Origin of the sequence: Stenotrophomonas sp. SbOxS2, from assembly GCF_013416715.1 — a bacterium.
Classification (GTDB): Bacteria; Pseudomonadota; Gammaproteobacteria; order Xanthomonadales; family Xanthomonadaceae; genus Stenotrophomonas; species Stenotrophomonas lactitubi.
The window spans coordinates 197142-223725 of the sequence record NZ_JAAVXD010000003.1 but is presented as its reverse complement, the minus strand read 5'-3'; the positions used below and the strand labels follow the sequence as shown (position 1 = coordinate 223725).

Sequence of the window (26584 nt, the reverse complement as noted above, 5' to 3'; positions counted from 1 at the left end):
TCCAATCAAGCCCATACAAGATACAGCATTGTATGGACTTGTGCATCTGCACGTATGGAAAAATCCGACCGATGACGCCTCCTGCTGCCGGCCGCCGCCTGAAACACCCCAACCGGACCTGGGTTCGCCCCTTCCGCGATGGCGCAGGACCGCTGTACCTGCAGATCGCCCAGCAGGTGCGCGAGGCGGTGGACGATGGCGTGCTGCGCCCGGGCGACCGCCTGCCACCGCAGCGCGATCTGGCCCAGCAGGTGGGCGTGGACCTGACCACGGTCACCCGCGCCTTCGCCGAACTGCGCCAGGCCGGGCTGCTGGATGCACAGGGGGCCGGCGGCACCTTCATCGCGATGTCCGCCGGCAACCGCAGCACCTCGGTCGACCTGAGCATGAACATCCCGCCGCTGCTGGGCAGCGCGCCGTTCGCGCAGGGCATGGAGGCCGGTTTCCAGCACCTGGGCCAGCAGCTGGGCCAGGGCGAGCTGATGAGCTACCACGTCGGCGCCGGCAGCCGCGACGACCGTGCTGCGGCCGTGCAATGGCTGGCGCCGATCCTCGGCCCGGTGGGCGCCGAGCGGGTGGTGATCTGCCCCGGTGCGCAGACCGCGCTGTGCGCGCTGATCCTGGCCCGCACCCAGCCGGGCGAACTGATCGCCGCCGAACAGCTGACCTACCCGGGCCTGCTGGCCGCCGCGCGGGTGCTGCAGCGGGGCGTGGTGCCGGTGGCGATGGACGCCGAGGGCATGCTGCCCGATGCCTTGGAAGAGGCCTGCCAGCTGCGTCGGCCGCGCCTGCTGTATCTGGTGCCGACCATCCAGAACCCGACCACGGCGACGATGTCGGCACAGCGCCGGCAGGCCCTGCTGGCGGTGGCGCGGCGGCACGAACTGACCGTGGTCGAGGACGATCCCTACTGGCTGCTGGCCGGCGATGCCGCCCCGCCACTGGCGGCGCTGGCCGACGGGGGCTGCCCGGTCTATTACATCTCCACCCTGTCCAAGTGCCTGGCCCCCGGCCTGCGCACGGCCTACCTGGTGGTGCCGGCCGGGCAGCCGATGGAGCCGGTGCTGGACGCCCTGCGCGCGATCGCGCTGATGCCCACCCAGTCGATGGTGGCCGTGGCCTCGCACTGGATCCGCACCGGCCAGGCGCAGGCGATGGTGCAGCGCTTCCAGCAGGAACTGCGCGAGCGCCAGGCCATCGCCGCCCGCTACCTGCCCGCCCGCCGCCAGGCCCATCCGGCCGGCCTGCATGTGTGGCTGCCCTTGCCGCCGCGGCTGGACCAGTACCGCTTGATCCAGGCCGCGCAGGAACAGGGCCTGGGCATCGCCAGCTCCGACGCCTTCAGCGTGGAGGAACCGCCACCGGGCAATGCCATCCGCCTGTCGCTGGGCGGTGCCGTGGACCAGGAGGCCTTGGCCGGCGCGCTGGCCAAGCTGAACGAGATTCTGTCCGAGGCACCCGACGCGCGGCATTCGGCGATCGTCTGAGCCCCCCCTGTGAGCCATAACCATACAAGATGATATCTTGTATGCAATGTATGGACCGAGGGACGTGCCGCCGATGGCCGCCGACAAACTGAAGTTCCACTTGGTGATGGCCGGCTGCGGCGGCTTCGTCGTGTTGATGCTGGCTGCCCTGGCCTGGGTCTGCCTGCAACCGCAGACCGTGGATGTGCAGGCCGCCGAGCGCCACGCCATCGAACAGTGCCTGCAACGCAGCGAGGACGCGGCGCGCAGCGAGATCCAGCGCCGCGCCCAGGCCGATTCCTGCCGCGAGATGCGCAAGCAGTACGTGCACAAGTTCGGCGAGGACGGCTCCTGATGGGCGCAGCCGCGCCGCGTCCACGCCGTTCGATGCTGCCGGTGATGATCGCCCTCGCCTGCCTGTTCATGGCCGGCGTGGCGGCGGCACTGTGGCAGTACTTCGGCTATGGCGAGCAGTCCACGTTCGCCGAACAGGCCATCGTCTTCGATGACTCGCAGCTGCGGTTGCCGGCGGAACTGGCCGGCGACACCGGCCGCATCCGCGTGGTGCATTTCTGGGACCCGGCCTGCGGCGTGTGCAACCGCGAAACCGGTGCGCACCTCAGCTACCTGATCAGCATGTACCGCCGCGCCGGCATCGACTTCTATGCGATCCGTCGCCCCGGCACCCAAGGTGAACTACCCGAGCCGCTGCGCAACAAGGTGATCACCCTGCCGACCATCGACGGCATCGAGAACATTCCGGCCAGCCCGGCGGTGGCGATCTGGGACCGCCAGGGCCACCTGGCCTATGCCGGCCCGTACAGCATCGGCATGGTCTGCAACTCGGCCAACAGCTTTGTCGAACCGTTGCTGGACAAACTGGTGCGCGGGGAAACCGTGCGCCCGAAAGGACTGCTTGCCGTGGGCTGCTACTGCCCCTGGCAAGCCAAGCGCTGAGGACGCGCGATGACATCACCGATGCTGGCCGGCGCAGCCGCCACAAACAACAACGGCGGTCACCTGTCCGAACCGACCGATGGTTATGGACAGGCTCCCGCCGTTGGAAGCAACGATACGCTCCGACATCCTCCGTACATGCCGCGACCCGATGTCGCAGTGCCTGGCGTCGCAGGGCTGGGCTGGGTGCAGGACGTGCATGTGCACAGCGGGCCGATCTACCTGCGCATCGTCAACACGCTGGAGCGCACCATCAATCGCGGCGGCCTTGCGCCCGGGCAGCGACTGCCCTCGCAGCGCGCACTGGCACAGCAGCTGGGTGTGGACCTGACCACGGTAACCCGAGCCTTCGATGAAGCACGCAAGCGTGGACTGATCGAAGCACGTGGGCCACAGGGCAGCTTCATCGCACCGCCCAAGGCCGGATTTGATCAGGCCGTGGATCTCAGCATGAACGTGCCGCCGGTACCCGACGCCGATGCACTGGCGGACATGCTGCGTCGAGGCGCAGCGGCGGTACTGGCGCGCAGCAATGCGCCGAACCTGATGACCTATCACCTGGGCGGTGGCAACCCGACCGATCGCCACGCGGCGGCGCGCTGGCTGCAGCCGATGCTGGGCACGGTGGACGATGCACGCCTGTTGCTGACCGAAGGCGCGCAGGTGGCGCTGGCGGCGATCCTGGTCAGCCAGGGGCGCGAGGGCCATGCGATCCTCTGCGACCGCTTGGTGTATCCGGGCCTGCTGCAGGCGGCTGCGGCACTGGGGCGGCGGCTGGTCACGGTGGAGGGCGACGAGCAGGGGATGTGCCCGGAGGCGCTGGCACGCCGGGCGCGGGAATGTGGCGCGCGCCTGGTCTATCTCAACCCCACCTGCCAGAACCCGACGGCGCTGACCGTGCCCACCTCGCGGCGCGAGGCGCTGGCGCGGGTGCTGGAGCGCGAAGGCCTGCTGGCAATCGAGGACGACCCGTACTGGCATCTGGCCGTCACCGCGCCCATTGCGCTGGCGACGCTGGCACCTCGACATGTGTTCCATGTAGCCACCCTGTCCAAGGTGATCAGCCCCGGCCTGCGTACCGCGTTCGTGCAATGCCCAAGCGCCGCCCACGCCGAGGCGATGGCTGCCGCACTGCGTGCCACGCGGTTGATGGGCCATCCGCTGGTATCCGCGCTGGCCAGCCAGCTGCTGCTGGATGGTTCGGCGCAGGCGCTGCTGGTGCAGGTGCGCGAGGAAGCACGCGAGCGCACGCGGATGGCACGGTATCTGCTGGCGCCTTCATTGCTGGAGCGCGCCGATGGGCTGCATGCGTGGTGCCGGGTGCCCGCACCCTGGACCGATGCCACGCTGGTGCGTACGGCCCAGCTGCAGGGCCTGGCGATCGCACCTTCATCGGCATTCTGTCCGCCGGGCGCAGCGTTCGCGAGTGGGGTGCGGCTGTCGTTGGGATTGGCTGCGGACCGGCGGCAACTGGAGAACGCGCTGCGGCGGATCGATCGGTTGTTGTTGTCCGACGCGCTGCCGGCGATTGAGCGGTAGGCGGAAAACATCCACGCATGGCGTGGATCTGCTGGGCCCGTTTCGGTGGATGCCAACCTTGGTTGGCAATGCCCGTCCACGCCATGCGTGGGTGCGGTGCCAACCAAGGTTGGCATCTACCAGAGCGGTGGGCGTTCAGGCCAGCGCCGCCAGCGCCTGCACCAGCGCATCCATCTGCGCGGGGCGGGTGAACACCGATGGCGTCACCCGCACGCAGGCACCGGAGTCCAGACCATCGCGATGCGTGGTGAATATCCGGTGCTCATCCAGCAGCCGTTTCTGCAGCGCCACGTTGTCTTCCACCGAGGTATGGCCGCGCAGGCGGAAGCTGGCCAATGCACTGGCCAACGCCGGATCCGGCGACGACAGCACCTCGATATGCGCCATCTGCCGCGCTGGCACCGTCCACCGCTCGCGCAGATAGCGCAGGCGCGCCTGCTTGTTGGCTGCTCCGATGCGCTGGTGCAATGCGATGGCCTCGGGCAGCGCCAGATAGGCAGCGAAGTTGACCGTGCCGGTGTGCACGCGGCTACCCACGCGACCGTCGTCGGTCTCGCCCATGTAAGGATCCAGGTCGGCCACGCGCCCCTTGCGTACGTACATCGCACCCACGCCCACCGGTGCGCCGATCCACTTGTGCAGGTTGATGCCAACGAAATCGGCCTTCAACTGCGGTACCACGTAGTCGATCTGGCCGAATCCATGTGCGGCATCGACAATCACATCGATGCCGCGCGCACGCGCACGCTCGGCGATCTCCGCTACCGGCAGCACCAGCCCATGGCGGTGACTGACCTGGGTCAGCAACACCAGTTTCAGGCGCGGCAGGCGCGCGAACGCGTCATCGTAGGCCTGCAGGATCTGCTGATGGGTTGGCACTGCTGGCAACGCAATGCGCTCGACCTGCACGCCACGGCGCAGCTGCAGCCAACGCATGGCGTTGATCATGCTGTCGTAGTCGATGTCGGCGTACAGCACCTGGTCGCCGGGCTGCAGGCGGTTGTAGCCGCCGATCAGCGCCAGCATCGCCTCGGTGGCGCCGCGGGTCAGCGCGATCTCGTCCGCACCGACACCGAGCATGTCGGCCACCTGCCGATGCACCGCCATGTACTGCGTGGGAAACGCATGGCGCCCGTACCAGGCGTTGCCGCGATTCACTTCGGCGGTGTGCCGCTGGTAGCTGGCCAGGGTCTCCCGGCCCATCGCGCCCCAGTAGCCATTCTCCAGGTGGTTCACTTCATCGGTAATGTCGAAGTGGCTGGCCACGGTTGCCCAGTAGCCTTCGTCGCGGGCCAGCACGTCCGGCGCCACGGTCGTTGCGGGAATCTGCATGGGCCCAGCGTAACGCGCGGCGCCTGCGGCAGGCAGTGAAGACAACGCCGCACTGGCCGGCAGCAGCGCACCCGCGCGCAGCAGGGAACGACGGCGGCTGTCCATCAGAAGGTCAGCCGGTACTGCGCGTACACATTGGCGCCGTCGGTGTCATACGGGGCGTTGCGCGAATAGATCAGGCCGCGGCTGGCCTGGAACGTGGCTTCATCCGGGTAGCGGTCGAACACGTTGTCGGCACCCACGCGCAGGCTGTGGTGTTCGTTGATGCGATAGCCCACCGCCAGGTCGAGGAAGGTCATCGCACCGAACTGCTGGTAGATGTCGCCCGTAGCGTTGCCGGTGGAGTCGGTCCACTTGCCGTAGTAGCGCACGCGCGCCATCAACGACCACGCGCCGACGTCCCAGCTGCCGGTGAAGCTGCCCTTATGCTCGGGCAGGCGGTCTTCGAACAGCACGCGCTGGGTCTCGTTGGTCGCCACCGAGGTGCTGCCGTTGTCGACGCGGGTCTGGTTGTAGTTGTAGGCCAGGGTCAGCGTCATGCGCCCGGCGCCGAGATCGCGCAGGTAGTTGCCGACCACGTCCACGCCGGTGGTGGTGGTGTCGAAATCGTTGGTGAAGTAGTTCACCGAGGTATAGCCCAGCGGGTTGGGCGTGCCGGCCGGAATGGCGAAGCTGGCCGACTGGCTGAAGCGGTCGCTGAGCGTGATCCGGTAGACGTCGACCGACCCCGACAGCCCCATGTCGGTGCGCCAGGTGAGGCCCAACGAGGCGGTGCGCGATTCCTCAGGGGTCAGCGGCTTGGCACCCAGCAGCTGCGCCAACGGATCACTGGGCGAGAGGCGGCCGCTGGTGAAGATCTGCAGCGTGCGCGTGTCCAGGCCCTGGGTGGTGCTGGTGGTGTTGAGCTGGGCCGGCGTGGGTGCGCGGAAGCCGGTGGAGAGCGTGCCGCGCAGCGCCACGTCCGGGGTGATCGCAAAACGAGCCGACAGCTTGCCATCCACCGTGCTGCCGAAGCTGGAGAAGTCTTCATAGCGACCCGCCGCGCCGATGCTCCAACGCTCGCCCAGCGGCACTTCCATGTCCACGTAGGCGGCCTTGCTGTGCTGGCTCCACTGCCCGGCCTGGCTGGCCGAAAAACCCGGCGCGCCGTTGGAATTCGCTTCCAGACCCGCCGCCGCACCACGGCCCACCGCATACGAGGCAGGGTCACCGGCGCGCACCTGGTAGGTCTCCTGGCGGAACTCGGCACCGAAGGCGACGTTGATTGGCTTCGACAGCGCAGCCACGTCCCATTCGTAGTTGAAGTCCGCATTGGCGTTCTTCTCGGTCTGGGTCAGCCGGCCGAGGTCGAATGCGGTCGGGCTGTCCGGGCCCAGCGATGCGTTGATCGAGTTGTCCAGGCTGTAGTCGATGGCATTGCGGCCATACGAGGCGCTCAGGTCCCAGCGCAGCTTGGGGGTGATTTCACCGCGCAGGCCCGCGACCAGCTGCAGGTCGTTCTGCGTGTTGCCGTACTGCGGGCTGAAGCCCACCGGATACAGCGAGCGCAGGTTCCAGCCCGGGAAGATGCTGGTCGTACGGTACGCGCCAGTGGTGGTATCCGGGTTGCGCCAGTTGAAATCGCTGACGCCATCGCTGTGGCTGTACAGGCCGAAGGCATAGAGCTCCAGGGTGTCGCTGGCATTGGCCTTCAGGTTGAAGCCCACGCGGCGGCTTTCCAGCTCCGGCTGGCCCCAGCGCTGCACCGGGTTGGGCACGTCCAGCTCTGGATGCGCGGCCTGGAAGGCGAAGGCGTCGGGACGCTGGCGGGTGCGCGAGGTCGCATCGGAGTTGGATGATTCGGCGAACAGGGCCAGGCTGCCGTAGTCCCCCAGCGCCCAGCCGGTGCGTGCACTGAAGTCACGCGAGGCGCCATCGCCCTGCGCGTACTGCGAATAACCGGCGGTGATCTCGGTGCCCGGGCTGTCTTCCAGGATGATGTTGATGACGCCGGCAATGGCATCCGAACCGTACTGCGCCGACGCACCATCGCGCAGCACTTCGATGCGCTTGATGGCACTGGTCGGGATCTGCGCCAGGTCGGCGGCCTGTGCGCCGCGGTTGCCAAGCAAGGCACTGCGATGGAAGCGGCGGCCGTTGACCAGCACCAGCGTCTGGTCCGGCGACAGGCCGCGCAGCGTGGCCGGGCGCACGAACACCTGGCCATCGGCCATCGGCAGGCGCTGCACCACGAACGACGGCACCAGCTGCGCCAGCACGTCCTTCAGATCGGTGGAGTCGACCGACTGGATGTCCTGCTTGGTGAACACGTCCACCGGCGCCAGGGTTTCAAACTGGGTGCGGTTGGAGGCACGGGTACCGGTAACCAGCATCGCGTCAAGCTGGGTGGGTGCGGCGTGGCTGCCACTGCTGCTGGTGTCTGCCGTTCCGGCATCTGCTGCGATCGCGCCTCCTGCGCTGACCAGACCAAGGGCGAGGAGGATGGAACGCGACAGCTTCGAACGATGCACGGCAGGACTCCGGGAAGGCACGACAGGGCCAGGTGGGACCTGGACAAGGCGCGCAGTCTCGGGGCGGGATGTGAAGCAGCGATGACGTGGAGACGACAGTTGCAGCGGTTACGGTGCGGGTGCCGCCCGTACCGGGCGCGCGCTAACCCGCAGCGTCGTCGTCGTCGAAGCCGAAGGTGGCTGGCCGCACCGTCCGCAACGGGATGAACAGTGCGATCGCGAAAACGAACAGGAAAGGCGCGGAGAGGATGGCAGTGTCCTCGGTTCCAAAGGCAATCAGGTTCATCTGCAGTTGGCCGATCCACTCGAGGTCCATGAGTACCAGCACAAGGCCACCGATGGTGGGGCACGGCAGGCCGCCATGGCCTGCCATCAACAGCGTGGGCGCCAGCAGTGCTGCCAGCAATGAGAACATCACACGGTACAGCCAGGGGTCCCCGCGCCAGCGCGGCGCCCGCCGCCACATGATCACCAGCAGCGCCAGTGGCAGCAGCGCCGGCAGCAGGGCAATCGCAATGATCATCAACATGCGTCGATCTGCGCGGTCTGGCTGATAGCGGTGACTTCCGGCATGTCCCTGGCCTCCGTCGTGTCCATGAAGGCCGCATTGTTGCCGGTACAACGGCAAACGCAAAGCCCCGCCACCGCAAGAACTGCTAAGCGCTCCACCCTGTCGATCCGTTACGCTGCCCGGCATTCGAACAAGGAACAGCGCGATGAGCGCGGCAGGCAAAGCGTTGTGGTACATCGAAAGCCATGCGGACAAGCCGCTGGCGCTGGCCGACATCGCGGCTGCCGCTGGACTGTCGCCGTTCCATCTGTCGCGCCTGTTCCAGGCCCGCACCGGTACGTCGGTGGTGCGCTACCTGCGCGGACGCCGCCTGACCACCGCTGCGCAGCAGCTGGCCAACGGTGCCGGCGACATCCTGCAGGTAGCTCTTGCGACGGGCTACAGCACGCATGCCGCGTTCACCCGTGCCTTCTGCGAGCAGTTCGGGCAGACCCCGGAGCGCGTGCGCGAGCAGGGCCTGCAGGAGCTGGCACTGGTGCACGCGATCCGTCTCGACGATGCACCACAGGCCTGCAGCGAGGCGCCCAGGCTGATCGACTGCACACCGTTCCAGGTGGCTGGCATCGGCATGCGCCACACCCGCGACAGCGGTGGTGCGATTCCGGGGCAGTGGGCACAACTCAATCGCGAATGGCCAATGCCGGCACCGCTCAGTTTCGGTGTGTGCTGCAACAGCGACGACGAGGGTGGTTTCGATTACATCGCAGCGCTGCCGGTGAATGCACTGCCATCGGTACCGGCACACTGGCAGCGGGTGGGTGTGCCTGCGCGCCGTTACCTGGTGGCCTGGCATGGCGGCCATATCTCCACCATCCGCTCGACCTGGTTCTGGCTGCTGGACCAATATCTGCCCGCCAACCGCCTCAACCTGGCCAACGCGCCGGACCTTGAACGCTACGACACCCGATTCGACGAGCATAGCGGCCACGGTGGCGTGGAAATCTGGCTGCCGGTCGATCAACGCACTGCCTGACCCGGAGAGACTGATGATGCATGCGACGCGATGGATGCTGGCCCTGCTGTTGGCTTCGCTGACACCGCTGGCGATGGCGGCAGCGCCCATCACCGCCGGTGAACGCCACGGCGTGACAACGCTGGAAAGCGCGGCGATACGCGATGGCGCGCACCGCGATGTGCTGCGCTTCACCGTGTGGTACCCGGCAAGCCCTGGCAGCCAGGAAACGCCGCTGACCATCGGGCCAGCGGACGCGCCACTGTTCGAGGTGGGGCGCGCCGCGAAGGACGCCCCCATCACAGGAGGGCGCCTGCCGACGCTGTTGCTGTCGCATGGTAATGGCGGCACCGCGCGCATGATGGGGTGGCTGGGCACTGCGCTTGCGCGTGCGGGCTACCTGGTGATCGCCGTGGACCACCCGGGCAACAATGGCGCCGATGAGATGACGCTGGCCAGCAGCGTGCTGACCTGGCTGCGCGCCGACGACCTGAAGGCCGCGCTGGCCGCAGTGCAGGCCGACCCGCAGTTGGGGCCACACATTGATGCGTCGCGGCTGGGCGTGGTCGGCTATTCCGCCGGTGGCTTCACCGCACTGCTCAGCGCCGGCGCGCGGCCGGACATGGCGCGGCTGTTGGCGTTCTGCAAGGCGCACGCGGACGACGGCGTGTGCAGACCGCAGCAGGAAGCGGCCACACATACGATGGAGGTGCGTCTTGCTGCAGCAGCATCGCCGCAACTGCAGCCCTACGTGCAGCACGCGCAGGATGATCGTTCGATTCCCGGTGTCCGCGCAGTCTTCGTGCTGGCGCCAGCCATCGTGCAGGCATTCGCACCGGAGCAACTGAAGGCGTTGCAGCAGCCGGTGGCGATCGTACTGGGCGCTGCTGATGAGGTGGCGCCGCCAGCAACCAACGGCGATGTGGCGGCGGCACTGATTCCGAAAGCAACGCTGCACGCGCTGCCCGGTGTTGGCCACTATGATTTCCTGTCTGCCTGCACGCCGCTGGCGAAGGAGCGGCTGCAGGCGCTGTGCATGACTGCGGTACCGAAGGAGCAGACGCACGCCGTGGTGGTGGAAGATGCGGTGCGCTTTTTCGGTGAGGCACTGCGGTAGACGCTGTCGAGCACGGTTTGACGTCGGCGGTTGGCAGCAACGATTCGTTGCGCAGGTGATGACGCGGCGCGAAGGTGCGCGGGACTACACTGCACCCAGCGCTACACGGAGGATCGACCATGCGCCTGCTGCACCTCACCCTGCCGGTATCCGACGTCACCCGCGTGGCCGCTTACTTCCGCGACGTGCTGCAACTGGAGGTGGCCGGTGACCAGGTCCGCATCGGCTGGAGCACGATCCAGCTGCAACCTGCCGGCGACCACCCTGTCGGCGGCGTGCACCTGGCCTTCAATGTGCCGGACAACCGCTTCGCCGACGCCATGAGCTGGCTGCGTGTACGCACGCCCTTCCAACGCAACCCGGAAGGCCTCGATTACTTCGCACTGGAAAGCAGTTGGCAATCGCAGTCGGTGTACTTCACCGGACCCGATGGCCTGATCCTGGAACTGATCGGCCGCAGGCGCTTGCCGGCCAGCGACCGCAGTGGCGCCTTCCATGGCAGCGAGTTGACCTGCCTGAGCGAGGTTGGCCTGCCCAGCCACGATGTCGATGCGGTGCGCGAACAGTCCAGCCAGCGCTTCGGCCTGCAGCCGATCAGCCCGCCGTCGCCACAGTTCGCGCCGATGGGCGATGACGAGGGCCTGCTGATCGTGGTCACTGCCGATCGTCGTTGGTTCCCCGAGCTGAAGGACCTGCCCAACGCGCAGGGACTGCAGCTGCAGGTGAGCGATGTGAGCGGCAGCGGCGAACTGCACGATGCCGCGCTGGGCTGGCGGGTGCAGGCGGCCTGAGCTACCAGCTGCCCGAGGCGCCACCGCCGCCGCTGCGGCCACCCCCACCGGACCAGTCGCTGGAACTGCTCGAGGACGAACTGGACGACGAAGTGCTGGAGGAGGAACGGTAGCCTCGGGACGAACCGCGGCCGCCGCGGGCTTTTTCGCCGGGCAGCAGGGTGAACACCCAGATGAAATACAGGAACAGCGTGCCCACGCTGGACACGATCGTCGTCAGTACGCGGGCGTTCTCATCGCCGGCACGGTCGACGGCCAGCAGTGCGCCCAGCGCATAGCCACCGGTCAGCAGCACCAGCACCACAAAGCGGATGGCGAAGCTGTTGCGGTTCTTCCGCCAGCGCGCACGACCGGCCTGCACCAGGAAGAACACCAGCATGGCAGCGATACCGACCGCCAGGTTCAGCAGCGTGTGCAGCGCAAGGCTGGGCGGCAACTGACCACGGACCAGCATCACCGCGAAGAAGCCGGTACTGACGGCCAGCATGCCGTACAGCACGATGCGTACGCCACGGCTGCGATGCCAGCACCAGCCCAGCAGCGTTGCCACCAGTACAGCGGGCACCATCACGAAGAAAAGAACCGGCAGCACGTGGCGCGGCAGCAGCAGCGTCGCAGACAGCAGCCCTGCGGCGATCACCGCCATCACCAGCAGCGGCCGGCCCCAGGCAGGCAGCGTCGGCCACGTCGGCCTGGGCATCGTCGCATTGGCTGCCAGTGCCTTGCGCCGCCGCTCGCGACGGTTGCCCATGAAATCGGCTTCGGTGCGGGTCGCCAGCAGACGCGGTGGCGATCGCCACAGACCGGCCAGGAAGCCCGCCAGCAACGTCAGCGCAGCGACCGAATCCCCCGTGCGCCAATCCGGCGGCAAGACGTTGCGTGCCAATGAATCGTCCCAGGGCGGCAGTTGCTCGCCATCGACCAGCGCCACCAGCACCGCGGTGCCGTCCAGCACGCCCTGGTCCAGGTTTCCCTCGCGCAAGCGCGGCACGATCGCCTTGTCGATGATGCGTGCGGCATACGCATCAGGAATGGTGCCTTCCAGACCATAGCCGGTCTGGATGCGTACGCGCCGATCCTGCACCGCCACCAGCAGCAGCACGCCATCATCGATACCGGCGCGGCCCAGCTGCCATTGGTCGAAGACGCGCTGCGCATAGGCTTCGATGCCTTCCTCGCCAACGCTCGGCACCACCAGCACCTGCAGCTGCGCGCCCTTGCGTGCCTGCAGCTGCAAGGCCTGCTCGCGCAGCGTGGCGCGGGTGCTGGCCGACAGTGCATCTGCGGTGTCCACCACCGGATCATTCAACGCAGGGATCGGGGCTGCCGCCAACGCCAGCAGCGGCAGCAGGCAGAGCAGCAGTGCAAGCCACTCCCACGGCCTGGCGATGCGCGCCTGCCGCACCCGGCTCATGTGCCCTGCCCTGCCTCGATCTGCGAATACAGCGCCTGCAGCCGGGCAGCGTTCTGCGCGAACACCTGCAGATCGGCGTCGACCAGTGCCGGCCAGTCCGGTGCATGACCCAGCAACTGCGCCACCTGTTCCTGCGGGGCGCGGTCGAAGCCCTCACCCAGTACGGTCAGATAGCGCTGGCGGAAGCCCTCCGGATCCTGCTGGTCCTGCACATACAGCTGCACCGCCAGCAATCCGGCATAGAGATAATTGACCAGATACTGCGGGTCGTCATACATCAGGCGCTTGCCGATCCAGGTGCTGCGCAGCTGCGGGTAGCGCTGCGGCTGCTGGCCGTAGCGCGCCAGCACCTGGCCAGTGAGCGCGTCCAGATCATCGGCGGTGCCCAATGTATTGCTGGCCACGCCCTGGTAGATCGACTGCTCCAGCTGTGCTTCCTCGGAGGAGGTGAACAGCTGCAACACCATGTCGTCGAGCAGCGACTTCAGGTAGTACGCCTTGGCGCGCGGGTCCTGCGCCTGCCGGTACAACTGGTCACGGAAGCGCAGCTCGTTGTAGATGGCGAACGCCTCGGTCATCCACGCGCTGCCATTGAGATGCAATGGCGAGGCATGCCCGCGCAGCATCCACTGCCCATGCATGGCGTGACCTGCTTCATGGGCGATCTCCACGTCGCTTTCCAGATCGCCGCTGCGCAGCCCCACGAACAGCAGCGCCGGCGTGTCCGGTGCGAACACATGGAACGCGTCCTGGCTGCGACTGCCCAGCACGGTGGCCAGGTCCATGCGCTTGTGCGCCGGATCCAGCAACGCGCGCAGCTCGGCGACATACTCCGGCCCCAGCGGCTGCATGGCGTCGGCCGCGGTATCGCGCAGCTGCTCCAGGGTCAGCACCGGTGGCGTGTAGCCGGCATCCGGCACGGTGGTATCCCACAATTGCGGTGACACCACACCGCTGCGCCCGGCATGCTGCAGCAGCATGTCCTGGTAGTCACGACGGTCTGCCGCGTGGCGCTCGATCGCCGCCAGCGTCGCGTCGACCGTCTGCGTATCCATGCCCATGCGTCGATAGCCACGTGCGGTGGCCGAGCCGTCGCCCTGCAGACGCGCGGCGGCATCATTCACCTGCACCAGGCCCAGCAGTACCGACGCCATCGGCTCGCGGCGCGACTGCACGCCCTGCCAGTATCCCTTCCAGCCGGCCTCACGCAGCGCGCGGTCCGGATGCTGGGCCAGGGCCTGCTTGTCGGCGCCGGTATCCCAGCTGCGGCCAGCACCCTCGATACGCGGGTATTCCGCGCTGTGCATGATCTGCCGACGCAGGCGCGCGAAAGTATCCAGCGCCGGATCGGCCAGTACATCCACGGCATCATCCAGCTGCGCATTGGCCGGCGCCGCGCCTTCCTGCAGCGCGCGGGCGCGCAGGAATCCATAGGGCGTCAACCAGGTGGCGTCCACCGGCGCCTCACGCAGGGCGGCCCTGCCGGTACGGGCGATACGGCTGCACAGCCCCATCACCTGGTCCAGCGCCTGCGCCGGGCGACGATCGCGTGCGTTGCGCGCGGCCTGCAGATGCAGAAACGCATGGTGACGCATGCACTGTGCCTGCAGCGCTTCGGCCTGGCGGAAGCGCGTGGCCGGCTCGCCCGCCGTGGCGCTCTGCAATGCCTCAACGCGCTCGCCCAAGGTGACCCGTGCCGCCTGTTCGGCGGCGGCGCTGGGGAAGTAAGCGCGGTCATCGGCGTGCAGCGACTGTGCATGGGCGCCGAGGGAGGTGGTCATCGCCCACAGCGTGGCGATGACGACGGTAGTGGTGCGCATCCTGCGGGCCTGCATCGGCGTCTCCGTGCCTTGATCGGGCTTCGAGCCTAGCAGCCGCCGACGGTCCGCGCCTGTCCCGATCTGGCCTCAGATCGACTCGTCTTCACGCTTGACCAGTGTCCAGCACGGCTTCTGCGCGAAGGTGTAGGTCTGCTGGTCGCTGCTGTCCGGCGTGCGGATCTGCACCTGCATCTGCCCATCGGCCATGGCCGTCACCTGCATCTCCCGGCCCTGCCCGGCCAGCCCGGCTGGATCGGGCATCACCGGCCATTCGACATCGGCCAATGCCACTGGGCGTTCCACAGTGCGCGGCTCAGGCTCGGCGCCAGCGTCAACGTAGCTGTCCAGCAGCGGATCGGCGGTGGCCTTTTCCTGCAGGGTGATCTCGTTGCCGAAATGCTTCAGGAAGGTATCGAACGCGGGATGGTGGCACGCCACGGTCGCCACTGCGGGCGCGGGTTCCACCGCCGTCGCTGTGCCGGCAGGTGCCGCTGCAGGGGCCGGGGCTTCAGCAGGCGCTGGCTGCGGCGCAGGCGTGCAGGCGGACAGCGCAAGGCCAAGGGCGGGTGCCAGCAGCGCAAGGGAACGGCGGGGCTTCATGGGGATCGTCCTGATTCCGGTTTGGTCGCGCCATCCTATCCTGCCCCCTACAATCGCGCCTTCCCGCCTGTTCGAGATGCCCATGCGCCGCCTCCTGCTCCTGATCGGCCTGCTGCTGCCCGCCCTGTGGCCAGCCTTGGCGATGGCCATCGAGGTCCGTGAAGGCGACCTGCTGTTCGTCACCGCGGGTCACGGTGGCCTGAGCGCGGCCATCGACGACGCGACGGGAAAACAAGGGGCGCCCAGCTTCGACCATGTTGCGCTGGTGGCGTCGGCACCGCAGGGCTGGGAGGTGCTGCATGCCGACGAGAAGGGCTCGCGCCGGCAGACGCTGGACCAGTTCCGCCAGGATGCGCGTGGCAAGCAACGGCAGGTCGTGGTCTATCGCCTGCGCGCGCCGCCAAGGAATGCCATCACCGATGCCGTGACCACCGCACGCACGATGCTGGGCAAGCCGTACAACACCGCCTACGTGTTGAACGACGAAAGCTACTACTGCTCGGACTTCATCGAACGCGCGTTCCGTGCGCACCATGTGTTCGCGCTGCAGCCGATGAACTTCCGCAACCCGCAGACCGGTGAAATCTCCCAGCATTGGGTTGATCTGTACCGCGGCATGGGCCTGGACGTACCGCAGGGCCTGCCCGGTACCAATCCCAACGACATGGCCGCAGCACCGGTGCTGCAGCGGATCGGCGTGCTCGAATAAGCGAAGCCCCGCACGGGGCGGGGCTTCGTCGGTGATGGATGGCGGCTGCCAGGATCACTCTTCCTCGTCCTGCCCGCCCTGCTGCTGGTTCTGGTTGCGCTTCTGCTGTTCCTGCTGCTGTTGCTGCTGCTGGTCGCGGCCGCGCCCCTGCTGCTGATCCTGCTGGTTCTGCTGGCCCTGCTGCTTCTGGTTCGGGTTCTGGTTCTGCTGTGCCATGTCCGATCTCCAAATGCCACGCGCGGAATGCGGTGGACGGGGCCATCGTCGGCAGCGATTGGTTAACCATGCGTTGTGAGCGGGCTACACCGATGTGTACACGCGTGAATGAACCGGCGCCAGCCCTTGCGGCACAAGCCACTGAAGGATTCATGCGGGTTTGGCATGTAGTCATGCTGCAGCCGGAAAAGAACGCATTCAGCGGCCTGCACTGCCGGGGGTGCACAGCGGCCGCCTACGCCTATGGTCCCATTTGCAGCATGCCGGGGCGCCGCCTATCGTCGGGTGACATCACCCCGGAGATGCGCATGGCCCGCGACACTGCAGCACGCCCCACCTACGAACAGGCACTTGCCGGTTTCAGCATCGAGCTTGCGCAGCGCCAGCTGCATGGCGACCTGCAGGCCGGCATCAATGCCTGCGTGGAGTGCTGCGACCGTCACTGCGGCCGCAATGCGCTGGCGCTGCGCTGGGTGGATGCCCACGGCGTCCTGCACCGGTACACCTTCGAGGACCTGCGCGACGCCTCCGCGCGTGTTGCCCAGGTGCTGACCGCGCAGGGCATCGGCAGGGGCGATGTGGTGGCCGGCCTGCTGCCGCGTACGCCCGACCTGCTGGCGACCATCCTCGGCACCTGGCGGGTGGGCGCGATCTACCAGCCGCTGTTCACCGCGTTCGGCCCCAAGGCCATCGAAACCCGGTTGAACACCGGACGCACCGCACTGGTGGTGACCGACAGCGCAAACCGCAGCAAGCTGGACGAGGTCGATGGCTGCCCGCGGGTCGCCACGATCCTGGCATCCGGACAGGCGCTGCGTGCCGGCGACATCGACTGGAGCGCACGCAGCGCCGATGCCAGGCCCGACTTCGCGCCGGTGATGCTGCGCGGCGATGCGTTGATGGCACTGCTGTCCACCTCCGGCACCACCGGTAGTCCCAAGGGCGTGCCGGTGCCGCTGCGCGCATTGCTGGCCTTTGCCAGTTACATGCGGTTGGCCGTGGACCTGCGCGCAGACGATGTGTTCTGGAACATCGCCGATCCCGGCTGGGCCTACGGGCTGTACTACGCGGTGATCGGCCCACTGCTGCTGGGCCAGGCCACCACCTTCAGCGAAGCCGGTTTCAGCGTGCAGGGACTGAACGACATCGTCGCGCGGTTGGGCGTCACCAATCTTGCCGGCTCGCCCACTGCCTACCGGCAGATCATCGCCGCCGGCCCCGAGGCCAGCGCTGCCATCAAGGGACAGCTGCGGGTGGTGAGCAGCGCGGGCGAACCGCTGAACCCGGAGATCGCGCGCTGGTTCGCTGCCCATCTGGGCACCACGGTGCTCGACCACTATGGTCAGACCGAGACCGGCATGGTGGTCAACAACCACCACGCGCTGGAGCATGCGGTGCGGCCGGGGTCATCGGGCGTTGCGATGCCCGGTTACCGCGTGGCGGTACTGGACGATGCCCGCAACGAACTGCCACCGCGCACGCCGGGCATCCTCGCCGTGGACCTGCGGCAGTCGCCGATCATGTGGTTCACCGGCTACTACGGTGCCGACACACCGGCGCTGGGTGATCGCTACTACCTCACCGGCGATTCGGTGGAATGCGAGGACGACGGCTCGATCAGTTTCATCGGCCGCTCGGACGACCTGATCACCTCGTCGGGCTATCGCATTGGTCCATTCGATGTGGAGAGCGTGCTGATGGAACACCCTGCGGTGGCGGAGACGGCGGTGATCGGCGTGCCGGATCCGGAACGCACCGAGATCGTCAAAGCATTCGTGATCCTGTGCGATGGCTTCATCGGCAGCGACACGCTGGCGCAGGAACTTCAGCAGCATGTGCGGCGCCGGTTGTCCGCCCATGCCTACCCACGGCAGGTGGAATTCGTGTCGGAACTGCCGAAGACACCCAGCGGCAAGCTGCAGCGCTTCCTGCTGCGCAAGGCGGAGATCGACAAGCAGGCGGCGGCTGGCTGAGGGTGTCTGGGGTCAGAGCCCTTCCTTCGGAGGGATCTGACCCCGGGCTCTGACCCCACATGACCCCGTCTTTGCGCTACGGCATCACCGGCGGCACATAGACCAGCGTCATCCCCAGCAGCCACAGCAGGCCCAGCACCAGCGGGATGTGCACCAGCAACTGGATGAAGGTGAAGCCGACGATGTCGCGGGCCTTCAGGCCGAGCACGCCCAGCAGCGGCAGCATCCAGAACGGATTGATCAGGTTCGGCAGCGCTTCGGCCGCGTTGTAGACCTGCACCGCCCAGCCCAGGTGCGCCTTCAGTTCGTTCGCGGCCTGCATCACGTACGGTGCTTCGATGATCCACTTGCCGCCACCGGACGGCACGAAGAAGCCCAGCACTGCCGAGTACACGCCCATCACCAGCGCGAACGTATCGGTGCTGGCCACGTGCACGAACAGGCTCGACAGCCGATGCGCCAGCGTCTCACCATCACCACCGGCGGCGTGGGTGAGGATCATCGCGATGCCACCGTACAGCGGGAACTGGATCAGCACACCGGTTGTGCTGGGTACGGCCTTGGCCACCGCATTGAGGAAGCTGCGCGGGCGCCAGTGCAGCAGCAGGCCCAGCGAGATGAACATGAAGTTGTAGGTGTTGAGGTTGGCGATCGCGGTCACCAACGGCTTGTTGGCGAACTCGTTGAACAGCCAGCCGAAGGCCAGCAGCGAAAGCAGCACGGTCAACAACGGGCTGTATTCCAGCCATTCACCGGGCCGCGTGCGGCGCTGCAGCGGTTCCGGTTCGGCCTGGGCGGCGCCGGGGAAATCTTCGGCGGTGCGAGCACTGCCAGCGGCAGGTGCGGTCAGCCAGGCGATCAGCAACGAGACCAGAATCAGCACGGCGGTCAGCACAATCGACTGCCACAGGAAGATGGTTTCGGTGAACGGCAGTACGCCGGTGATCTCCACCAGCCCTGGCGGCATGCTGGCCGGATTGGCCTGCAGCTGTGCAGCCGACGAACTCAAGCCCATCGCCCACACCGCGCCCAGCCCCAGATAGGCCGAGGCACCGGCAGCACGGTAGTCCATGCGCAGCTCGGTGCGGCGGGCCAGTGCACGCACCAGCAGACCACCGAACACCAGTGAGAAGCCCCAGCTGAGCAGCGAGGCCAGCATGCTGACCAGGCCGACGTACACCACTGCACCACGACCGGTGCGTGGCACGCGGGCGAGGAAGTCGATGAAGCGCGCGACCACCGGCGCAGTGGCCAAGGCATAGCCACCGATGACCACGAAGGCCATCTGCATGGTGAAGGGAATCAGGCTCCAGAAGCCGTCGCCGAAGGCGCTGGCGGTGGCCTGCGGGGTGGCACCAAAGCTGATCGCGGCCACGGCGACGATGACCACGCCGAGCACTGCGAACACGTACGCATCGGGGAACCACTTTTCCGCCCAGGCGGCCGAGCGCAGCGCTGCGCGCGCCATCCAGCCGTCCTGTACTGCCGCGGTCGATGCCATTGCCTACCCTCCCAGGTTCGATGGCCTGATTCTGGGCGGTGGGGTGCGGGCTGTCAGCCACCTATTGGTCGTAGGTGGCGGGAGGCCCGGCGCTGTGCGCCGCCGCCCGAGCATGGGCTCGGGCGCTACAGAAGCACTGTCAGCTGTAGAGCCGAGCCCACGCTCGGCTGCGCGTCTCAATGCAGCGCCAGATCCACGGCGATACCGGCAAACAGCGCGGCACCCACCCAGTTGTTGTGCAGGAAGGCCTTGAAGCACGGCCCGCGCTCGCGGTTGCGGCAGATCCAGAACTCGTACACCACCAGCAGCGTCGCCACCGCAACGCCGGCCAGGTAGTACCCGCCCAGCCCACCGCGCACGCCGACCAGCGCCATCGTGGCCAGGAACAACGCGTACAGCACGCCCTGGATGACCAGGTCCAGATCGCCGAACAGGATCGCAGTGGAGTGCGAACCCATCTTCAGGTCATCCTCGCGGTCGACCATGGCGTACCAGGTGTCGTAGGCCGTAGACCACAGGATGTTGCCGGCATACAGCAGCCAGCCCAGCATCGGCACTTCGCCCTGCACGGCGGCAAAGGCCATCGGGATGCCCCAGCCGAACGACATGCCCAGGTAGACCTGCGGCAGGTGGGTGTAGCGCTTCAGGTAGGGATAGCTGGCGGCCAGAAACACGCCGATGAAGCTGAGGGCGATGGTCAGGCCGTTCAGGGTCAGCACCAGGCCGAAGGCCACCAGCATCAGCACCGCGAACAGCGCCAGCGCTGCCCGGCCGCTGATCGCACCGGTCGCAAGCGGCCGCGCCTTGGTGCGCTCCACATGCGGGTCGAGCCAGCGGTCGGCATAGTCGTTGATGACGCAGCCGGCCGAGCGGGTCAGCCAGACGCCGACGGTGAACACGAACAGGGTCCACAGCGGCGGCAGGCCGCCCGCAGCCAGCCACAACGCCCACCAGGTGGGCCACAGCAGCAGCAGCGTGCCGATCGGGCGATCGGCGCGCATCAGACTCCAGTAATGACGCCAGCGCGGCGTCGGCGCCGGATGCGGCGCGGAAAGGGGGGTATCAGCCATGGCACTAGGATACTCCTGTGCCTTCTGACCGACTTTGCCGGCGGGGGGAGATTTGTGCGGCGAAACTGGATAGAATGCCCATCCCGCACCGCCTCATTGCGTTGCGATGCCCGCCCCGGCCCTGGCCGACGGCGTGGCGGTTCCACCACGCGCTCGTAGCTCAGCCGGATAGAGTAGTGGCTTCCGAAGCCATTGGTCGGGGGTTCGAATCCCTCCGGGCGCGCCATCCTTAACTCCATGACGGGTTTGAACTGGCTGTAGATTGCCAGCGGACGCCGAAGCGTGCTTTCTGTCTCATTGCCTGAGACATCCATGGCACAGGATGAAGTTCCGCACTCGTTGTTTCTCCTACATTGGGTAGACTCACCCGAATGGGAATCGCCCTGCCAGCTCCAGACAGCCTCGGTCTCGGCCTCTATTCGTACGCCGATGCCGCGCGCTTCATTGGCGGCAAACCATCCGAGCTCAGGCGCTGGATCAAGGGATACGAAAGCCGACGTCACGGCAATGTCCAGGAACATCCGCCCCTCTGGTCGTCGCAGTGGGCTGGATCGGAAATTGATGGGATCGGCTTCCGCGACCTCATCGAACTCCGCTTCATACGCACGTTTGTTGCATGTGGCGTACCACTCAACCTGATCCGACGGACCATCGCGGAACTTCACGAGCGGCTGGGCAAGGACTATCCCTTCACCAGTACGAGCTTCAAGACCGATGGCCGGCGGATCTTCATGGAGCTTCTGGACGAAAGCGGAGACGCTGCCTTGGTTGACGTTGTGAAACGTCAGGACGTCATGCGCAAAGTCATCGCGCCATCTCTGCGCGATGGAATCGAACTGGGAATCGATGATCGCGCCGAACGATGGTTCCCCATGAAAGGTTCACGGGCAGTGGTATTCGATCCAAAGCGAAGCTTCGGTCAACCCATTCTCTCCGAATCGGGTGTTCCTACGATCGCCATCGTCGAAGCCTTGCAAGCCGAAGGCGGCGACGCGCGGCAGGTCGCCCGATTGTTTGACCTGCCTCTGGCTGCAGTGAGGAAAGCGCTGCAGTTCGAGGGTCGGGCGGTATCTTGAAGGCGCAGATCGACGAGAATCTGCCGCCTGCTCTTGCCCGGGCGATCGATGCCATTGCACGCGGTTATGATCATGAGGTGCTTCACGTAAGGGAATTCGTGAAACCAGGTACCACTGATCTGGAATTGTTCGAGGCAGCCATCCAACGCGACATCCGCGTTCACGTCACTCAGGATCATCATCAGCGCAAACCTGTTGAACGTGACGCCATCGCACGCCTCGGTTTGACGGTCTTTGTACTTGCCAAGGGGTGGGGCACGCTCAGTCACTATGATCGCGCAGCGCGGCTGCTGGAATGGTGGCCAAAAATGATGCAGCAAGCCGAGCTCGTCCAACCCGGAGCCATGTTCCGCGTACCGCATGCGAGAGCGTCCGGCGCACGGTTGGCGCAGATCAAAGCTACGCGATAGGCGTATACAAAAACGCCGGGCAATACCCGGCGTCTCCGTCGCAGCGTGGAAGGTTGTAAACCTCAATACTTTCCGTCAAACGCAAAAATCGGCTTGCGCTTCTGCCACAGCCCCGCCGTGAAGTCCGGGAACTCCAGCGTCTGGAAACTGTTGGCAATCGACTGCTCGCTCAACGGGGTAATCGCACTCCACGTCACCGCGTCGTAAATATCGATCGGCATCGGTGCCTTGGCCTTCAGCGCTTCCACGAACGCATGGATGACGAACCAGTCCATGCCACCATGCCCTGCACTCGCAGCAGTGTCAGCATTCTGCTTCCACAGCGGATGCTCGTACTGGTCCTGGTACGTCTTGAACTCTTCCCACTGGTGCGGCGGGCTGCGGCCTTCGATGTGGATCGAATGGTTCACGTCCATCCACAGGCCCTTGGTGCCCTGCACGCGGAAGCCCATCGAATACGGGCGCGGCAGCGAAGTGTCGTGCTGCAGCAGGATGGTCTCGCCGTTCTCGCAGGCCAGCGTGGTGGTGACGATGTCGCCGAGCTTGAACTTGACCTTGGTGCTCGGGTGGGTGGTGCCACCACTCTTGGCCACGGTGTAGTCGTGCAGGCCGCGTGCCTTGGTGGCGAACGCGTTGATGTGGGTGAAGCGGTTGCCGCGGTTGATGCCGGTGTACATCGCGCACGGGCCGATGCCGTGGCTGGGGTACAGCTCGCCATTGCGCTCCACCGAATGCTCGGTGCGCCAGCGTGCTTCGCTCCAGCCCTTGGGGCCGAATTCCACGCCGCTGTCGTAGGGCTGGTTCGGGTCGCCGGAGTTGAACTTCACCCCCCGCAGGTCGTGCTGGTAACCGGCCTGCAGGTGTACCAGTTCGCCGAACAGGCCCTGCCGTACCATCTGCAGCGCGGCCATCACGTCGCGGCGGTAGCAGACGTTTTCCAGCAGCATGTACGGGGTGCCGGTGGACAGCTGGGTCTTCAGCACATCCCAGTGGTCCTGCAGGGTGATGCCGGCCACCACTTCACAGCCTACGGCCACGCCGGCCTGCATCGCGGCAATCGCCATCGGTGCGTGGTATTCCCAGGGCGTAGCGATGATCACGCCGTCGACGCCCTTCTGCTCCAGCAGGCGCTTCCAGGCATTGATGTCACGATCCTGGCCGTAGGTCTTCGGCGCAGGCTTGCCCGCCTTGCTGACCATCTCCACCGCGCGACCGAGCATGATCGGCTCGATATCGCACAGGGCAACGACTTCCACATCGTCGCGGCGCACCAGCTCCTTCAGCAGCACCAGGCCACGCATGCCGGTGCCGATCACGGCCAGGCGTACCTTGCGGCCACGTGCCCATGCCGGGGTCTGCGGCAGCAGGCTGCTGGCGGCGACTGCGGCGCTGGCCGCGATGAATTCCCTACGCTTCATGGCAAACACTCTCCTCTTGAAGGCGCGCCAGCCTTGGCCAGCGCGCCTGGTCACGCAAACGGAATTACTTGAACCGGTAGCCGATGGTCACACTGTAACCACGACCGAAGATGGTGGCGTAGTCACTGGAGTCACCCAGGAAGCTGTTCGGATCGTAGAACGGCAGGCGGTTGAACAGGTTCTTGACGGTGAAGCTCAGGTTCCACGCATCATCCGGGCGCCAGGTGACGCTCATGTTGGCCGTCCACCACGACGGTGCACCATCGCACTTGCTCTTCTGCAGTGCCAGGTAGCCGCCGGTACAGGTTTCCTTGTTGTTGCTCACTTCGTCGATCTGGTCGGTGGCCCACTTGGTGCCGCCCACGTAGTTGACGAACATGCTGGTGGTGACCTGCTTGTAGGTCCAGTCGGCATTCAGCGTCGCGCGCAGGCGTGGGTTGTTGTAGTAGCCCACCACGTCGCCGTAGAACCAGCCGTTCTGTTCGTCCATGTAGAAGCGGTTGCGGTTGGCGATGGTCGCGGCCAGGCCGATGTTCAGCCCGCCCCATTCACCCAGCGAGAAACGGCTGCGCGCGTCGATGTCGAAGCCATCGATCAGGGTCTTGCCGCGGTTCTTATACTGGCCCACCACGCTGGCCACGTTGCCGGCCGAGTAGCCCGGCAGCGTTCCCGGGCAGCTGACGCCGCTGGCCGGGTCGGCGCACATCGCCGCCAGCTGCGCCAGGTTGGCGCGGTCGCTGTCGGTGATCGGCGAGCGCGACGACGAGATGATGTCTTCAGCGCGGCGGTAGTCCGGGGCCACGATTTCGTTGTCGCGGTAGATGAACCAGTAATCGGCCGACACCGACAGCCAGCTGGCCGGCTCGTAGACGAAGCCCAGCGTGGCGATCTTCGCCTTCTCCGGCTTCAGGTTCTGGTTCGGCTGGGTCATGCGTGCCACGGTGCGGCTGCAGTCCACGTTGAGCAGGCTCTTGCCCAGGTCGACATCACCGCCGCGCTGCGATTTCAGCAGCAGGTTGGCGATGGCGTTGGTCTCGGCGCAGCGCAGTTCATCGCGGTAGCCGCCCAGCTGCGCGTACACGCCGCCGTTGCCGGACTCGGCCAGGCTGGGGGCGCGGAAGCCGGTGGAATAGGTACCACGCAGCATCAGCTGGTCGAACGCCTGGTACTTGAAGCCGATCTTCGGCGCGACGTTGGCGCTGAAGTTCGGATACTTGTCCACGCGCACCGCGGCATCCAGTTCCAGCTTCTCGGTGATCGGCGCCACCGTTTCGGCGAACAGTGCATAGGTGTTGCGCGCGCCATCGAACCACGAGCCACCCTGCTGGGTGATCAGGCCGGCGGCGGCGTCGGCGTTGCCGGGGGTGTAGAAGGTTTCGCGGCTGGCGTTGAAGCCGAACGCGGCGCGCATGTCACCGGCCGGCAGCTTGAACAGCGGGCCTTCGATCTTGCCGTCCAGGGTATGCAGGCGCGTCCACGACTGGATGTCGAAGGTCGGGAACGCTTCGCGGATCAGTGCGCCGTTGGCCTCGCTGATCTCACCGAACTTGTACGCCGGATGATCGGAAATGATCACCCGGCCCGTGCCCGGGTCGATGCTGTACGGGCCGAAGGCCTTCTCGAAGCCCTTCACGTTGACGTTGATCGTCTGGTAAGTGGTCGAGTGCGTGCCAGCGGTAGCGAACGCGGTTTCCCAGTTCCAGTCACCGACGTTGCCACGCGCGCCGGTCAGCACGCGGTAGCTCTTGTCGGTGTTGCGCTGGCCGAAGTAGTTGGCGCCCGCGTCCTGCAGCAGGTACTGCAGGCCGACCACGCCACCCATCATGGCCTTCAGCTCGGGGCTGGCGTGGTTGTACTCGTTGTTCGGGCCCAGGAACGGATACAGGAACTGGTTGACGTTGTTGCCGGTATCGCGCGAGAACCAGCTGGTCGGGTTGCCGGTGGTGGTGCCGTAGCTGCGCGGCGTACCGCCGTTGGCACGCAGGTCGATATCGGTATAGGTGGCCTCGGCGAAGATCTCGGTGCTGTCGCCCACCAGGAAGGTGCCGTTGAGGTAGGCGGTGTTGCGCTCGGATTTGGCGCCGGCGTCGATCTCGTTGTTCATCCAGGTTTCCCAGACGCAACGCGGGCCGGCCGCTTCACTGGTCAGCACGTTCTTGCAGCCCGGTGCGGCTTCCTGCACGCGGCGGCCGGTCACCGGATCGAACGCGAAATAGCTGCCCGGGTTGAACTCACCCGGCTTGCTGCCCACGCCCAGGCGCAGGTTGTTCAGGTAGTTGGGGTTGTTGACGTAGTACTGGTCCGGGCGCTTGTCATAGAAGTCGGCCAGCGGAATCGCGTCGCGGCGGTACATGTTCACCGCGCCGTAGATGTTGAAGCGGTTCTCGGTGAGGTCACCGAAGCCGGCGGTGATGCTGGCCTGGCGCTCGCCGTAGGAATCGATGCGCGAGGAGGTGTCGTTGGTGAAGCTGATTTCCGCGCCCTGGAAGTTGCGCTTGGTGATCACGTTGATCACGCCGGCCACTGCGTCAGTGCCGTACACGGCCGAGGCGCCGTCGGTCAGCACTTCCATGCGTTCGATGGCGGCGGCGGGAATCGCGTCGATGTTGACGAACTGGGTCTGGAAGCCCGCCGGCGCGCCGTAGTACGACAGGCGACGGCCATTCAACAGCACCAGCGTGCCTTGTGCGCCGAGGCCGCGCAGGTTGGCCTGCGATGCGCCGTCCGAGCCGGTGAACAGCGAGCGCGAATCCTGCTGCGCTGGCCGTGCGGCCGGCAGGTTGTCGAGCACCTGCAGCAGCGTGCGCGCACCCATGTTCTGGATGTCCTGCTTGCTGATCACCTGCACCGGCGAGGCGGTTTCAACGTCGGTGCGGCGGATGTTGGAACCGGTGACCTCGATGCGGGCCAGGTCGGTGGCCTTGTCCTTGCTCTCCTGGGCGAAGGCAGGAACGGTGACCGACAGCAGCACGCCGGCAATGGCCAGCGACAGCGGTGCGATCGAACGACAGGGGGGGCGGTGGTGGCGGGCGGGCAACATCGGGGTTCTCTCCTGGCAGGGGTGCGGCGCGAATGGTGGATCGGCGGGCAAAACGCTCCCGGGCCACGGCCCCCACAGTCGTGGTGAAGCCGTAGTCGGAAT

General features: G+C 66.5%; 22 protein-coding genes and 1 tRNA gene. 12 read left to right on the top strand and 11 right to left on the bottom strand.

The window, feature by feature from the left end; genetic code table 11:
* Positions 1-71: 71 nt before the first annotated feature.
* From HFK18_RS06180 to HFK18_RS06165, 4 genes are all read left to right on the top strand, one after another.
* Positions 72-1487, top strand: a complete 1416-nt coding sequence (locus HFK18_RS06180; RefSeq protein WP_180165133.1) for a PLP-dependent aminotransferase family protein — start codon at positions 72-74, stop codon at positions 1485-1487.
* A gap of 73 nt (positions 1488-1560) precedes the next feature.
* Positions 1561-1821 carry a hypothetical protein gene (locus HFK18_RS06175; RefSeq protein ID WP_099819766.1) on the top strand — a complete coding sequence of 87 codons (261 nt, stop codon included), beginning with the start codon at positions 1561-1563 and terminating at the stop codon, positions 1819-1821.
* A complete protein-coding gene (locus HFK18_RS06170; RefSeq protein ID WP_100462102.1) occupies positions 1821-2423 on the top strand; it encodes a DUF6436 domain-containing protein in 603 nt (200 codons plus the stop codon). Before HFK18_RS06175 ends, HFK18_RS06170 begins: the two co-directional genes overlap by 1 nt.
* A 9-nt stretch (positions 2424-2432) precedes the next feature.
* On the top strand, positions 2433-3962 hold the full coding sequence (locus tag HFK18_RS06165; protein WP_180165131.1) for a PLP-dependent aminotransferase family protein: 1530 nt from the start codon (positions 2433-2435) through the stop codon (positions 3960-3962).
* 135 nt (positions 3963-4097) lie between these two features.
* Here HFK18_RS06165 and HFK18_RS06160 read toward each other — a convergent pair whose 3' ends face one another.
* The 3 genes from HFK18_RS06160 to HFK18_RS06150 form a co-directional block, all read right to left on the bottom strand.
* Positions 4098-5399, bottom strand: coding sequence for an aminotransferase class V-fold PLP-dependent enzyme (locus HFK18_RS06160; protein ID WP_180165129.1), 1302 nt, complete (start codon positions 5397-5399; stop codon positions 4098-4100).
* On the bottom strand, positions 5399-7804 hold the full coding sequence (locus HFK18_RS06155) for a TonB-dependent receptor (protein ID WP_180165126.1): 2406 nt from the start codon (positions 7802-7804) through the stop codon (positions 5399-5401). The genes HFK18_RS06160 and HFK18_RS06155 overlap by 1 nt, the downstream gene beginning before the upstream one ends.
* A 142-nt stretch (positions 7805-7946) precedes the next feature.
* Positions 7947-8333 carry a hypothetical protein gene (locus HFK18_RS06150; RefSeq protein WP_180165618.1) on the bottom strand — a complete coding sequence of 129 codons (387 nt, stop codon included), beginning with the start codon at positions 8331-8333 and terminating at the stop codon, positions 7947-7949.
* A 187-nt stretch (positions 8334-8520) separates the two neighbouring features.
* Between HFK18_RS06150 and HFK18_RS06145 the strand changes: the two genes are divergently transcribed.
* The 3 genes from HFK18_RS06145 to HFK18_RS06135 all read left to right on the top strand — a co-directional run bounded on the left by HFK18_RS06145 (position 8521) and on the right by HFK18_RS06135 (position 11235).
* The gene (locus HFK18_RS06145; RefSeq protein ID WP_180165124.1) at positions 8521-9348 is read left to right on the top strand and encodes an AraC family transcriptional regulator; all 828 of its coding nucleotides are present in this window, start codon (positions 8521-8523) and stop codon (positions 9346-9348) included.
* Positions 9349-9364: 16 nt separating this feature from the next.
* Positions 9365-10444: an alpha/beta fold hydrolase gene (locus tag HFK18_RS06140; RefSeq protein ID WP_180165616.1), complete on the top strand. Its 1080-nt coding sequence runs from the start codon at positions 9365-9367 to the stop codon at positions 10442-10444.
* A gap of 119 nt (positions 10445-10563) precedes the next feature.
* Positions 10564-11235 (top strand): VOC family protein, encoded by a 672-nt coding sequence (locus tag HFK18_RS06135; protein WP_180165122.1) that lies wholly within the window; start codon positions 10564-10566, stop codon positions 11233-11235.
* A gap of 1 nt (position 11236) precedes the next feature.
* On the opposite strand, the gene HFK18_RS06130 is transcribed toward HFK18_RS06135, so the two are convergent.
* From HFK18_RS06130 to HFK18_RS06120, 3 genes are all read right to left on the bottom strand, one after another.
* Positions 11237-12649: a TPM domain-containing protein gene (locus HFK18_RS06130; RefSeq protein WP_180165120.1), complete on the bottom strand. Its 1413-nt coding sequence runs from the start codon at positions 12647-12649 to the stop codon at positions 11237-11239.
* On the bottom strand, positions 12646-14484 hold the full coding sequence (locus HFK18_RS06125; RefSeq protein ID WP_180165118.1) for a M3 family metallopeptidase: 1839 nt from the start codon (positions 14482-14484) through the stop codon (positions 12646-12648). Before HFK18_RS06125 ends, HFK18_RS06130 begins: the two co-directional genes overlap by 4 nt.
* Before the next feature lie 72 nt (positions 14485-14556).
* Positions 14557-15069 (bottom strand): hypothetical protein, encoded by a 513-nt coding sequence (locus tag HFK18_RS06120; RefSeq protein ID WP_180165116.1) that lies wholly within the window; start codon positions 15067-15069, stop codon positions 14557-14559.
* Between the two features lie 82 nt (positions 15070-15151).
* Between HFK18_RS06120 and HFK18_RS06115 the strand changes: the two genes are divergently transcribed.
* A complete protein-coding gene (locus HFK18_RS06115) occupies positions 15152-15778 on the top strand; it encodes a YiiX/YebB-like N1pC/P60 family cysteine hydrolase (RefSeq protein ID WP_180165114.1) in 627 nt (208 codons plus the stop codon).
* Positions 15779-15832: 54 nt separating this feature from the next.
* Here HFK18_RS06115 and HFK18_RS06110 read toward each other — a convergent pair whose 3' ends face one another.
* Entirely contained in the window at positions 15833-15994 is a 162-nt protein-coding gene (locus HFK18_RS06110) for a hypothetical protein (protein ID WP_164745118.1), read from the bottom strand.
* A gap of 308 nt (positions 15995-16302) precedes the next feature.
* On the opposite strand from HFK18_RS06110, the gene HFK18_RS06105 reads away from it, so the two are divergent.
* Positions 16303-17967, top strand: a complete 1665-nt coding sequence (locus HFK18_RS06105; protein WP_218946570.1) for an AMP-binding protein — start codon at positions 16303-16305, stop codon at positions 17965-17967.
* A gap of 76 nt (positions 17968-18043) precedes the next feature.
* Here HFK18_RS06105 and HFK18_RS06100 read toward each other — a convergent pair whose 3' ends face one another.
* On the bottom strand, positions 18044-19468 hold the full coding sequence (locus tag HFK18_RS06100) for a TIGR00366 family protein (RefSeq protein ID WP_180165112.1): 1425 nt from the start codon (positions 19466-19468) through the stop codon (positions 18044-18046).
* A 176-nt stretch (positions 19469-19644) separates the two neighbouring features.
* Positions 19645-20538: a 4-hydroxybenzoate octaprenyltransferase gene (gene ubiA, locus HFK18_RS06095; RefSeq protein WP_180165110.1), complete on the bottom strand. Its 894-nt coding sequence runs from the start codon at positions 20536-20538 to the stop codon at positions 19645-19647.
* A 149-nt stretch (positions 20539-20687) separates the two neighbouring features.
* Here ubiA and HFK18_RS06090 point away from each other — a divergent pair.
* The 3 genes from HFK18_RS06090 (at position 20688) to HFK18_RS06080 (ending at position 22024) form a co-directional block, all read left to right on the top strand.
* Positions 20688-20764: transfer RNA gene (locus tag HFK18_RS06090), tRNA-Arg, on the top strand.
* Between the two features lie 145 nt (positions 20765-20909).
* Positions 20910-21614: a DUF433 domain-containing protein gene (locus HFK18_RS06085; RefSeq protein WP_180165108.1), complete on the top strand. Its 705-nt coding sequence runs from the start codon at positions 20910-20912 to the stop codon at positions 21612-21614.
* A complete protein-coding gene (locus tag HFK18_RS06080; RefSeq protein ID WP_180165106.1) occupies positions 21611-22024 on the top strand; it encodes a DUF5615 family PIN-like protein in 414 nt (137 codons plus the stop codon). Before HFK18_RS06085 ends, HFK18_RS06080 begins: the two co-directional genes overlap by 4 nt.
* 62 nt (positions 22025-22086) lie before the next feature.
* Here HFK18_RS06080 and HFK18_RS06075 read toward each other — a convergent pair whose 3' ends face one another.
* Both HFK18_RS06075 and HFK18_RS06070 read right to left on the bottom strand, forming a co-directional pair.
* Positions 22087-23442 (bottom strand): Gfo/Idh/MocA family oxidoreductase, encoded by a 1356-nt coding sequence (locus tag HFK18_RS06075; protein ID WP_180165104.1) that lies wholly within the window; start codon positions 23440-23442, stop codon positions 22087-22089.
* A 64-nt stretch (positions 23443-23506) separates the two neighbouring features.
* Positions 23507-26482: a TonB-dependent receptor gene (locus HFK18_RS06070; RefSeq protein ID WP_180165101.1), complete on the bottom strand. Its 2976-nt coding sequence runs from the start codon at positions 26480-26482 to the stop codon at positions 23507-23509.
* Positions 26483-26584: the final 102 nt, after the last annotated feature.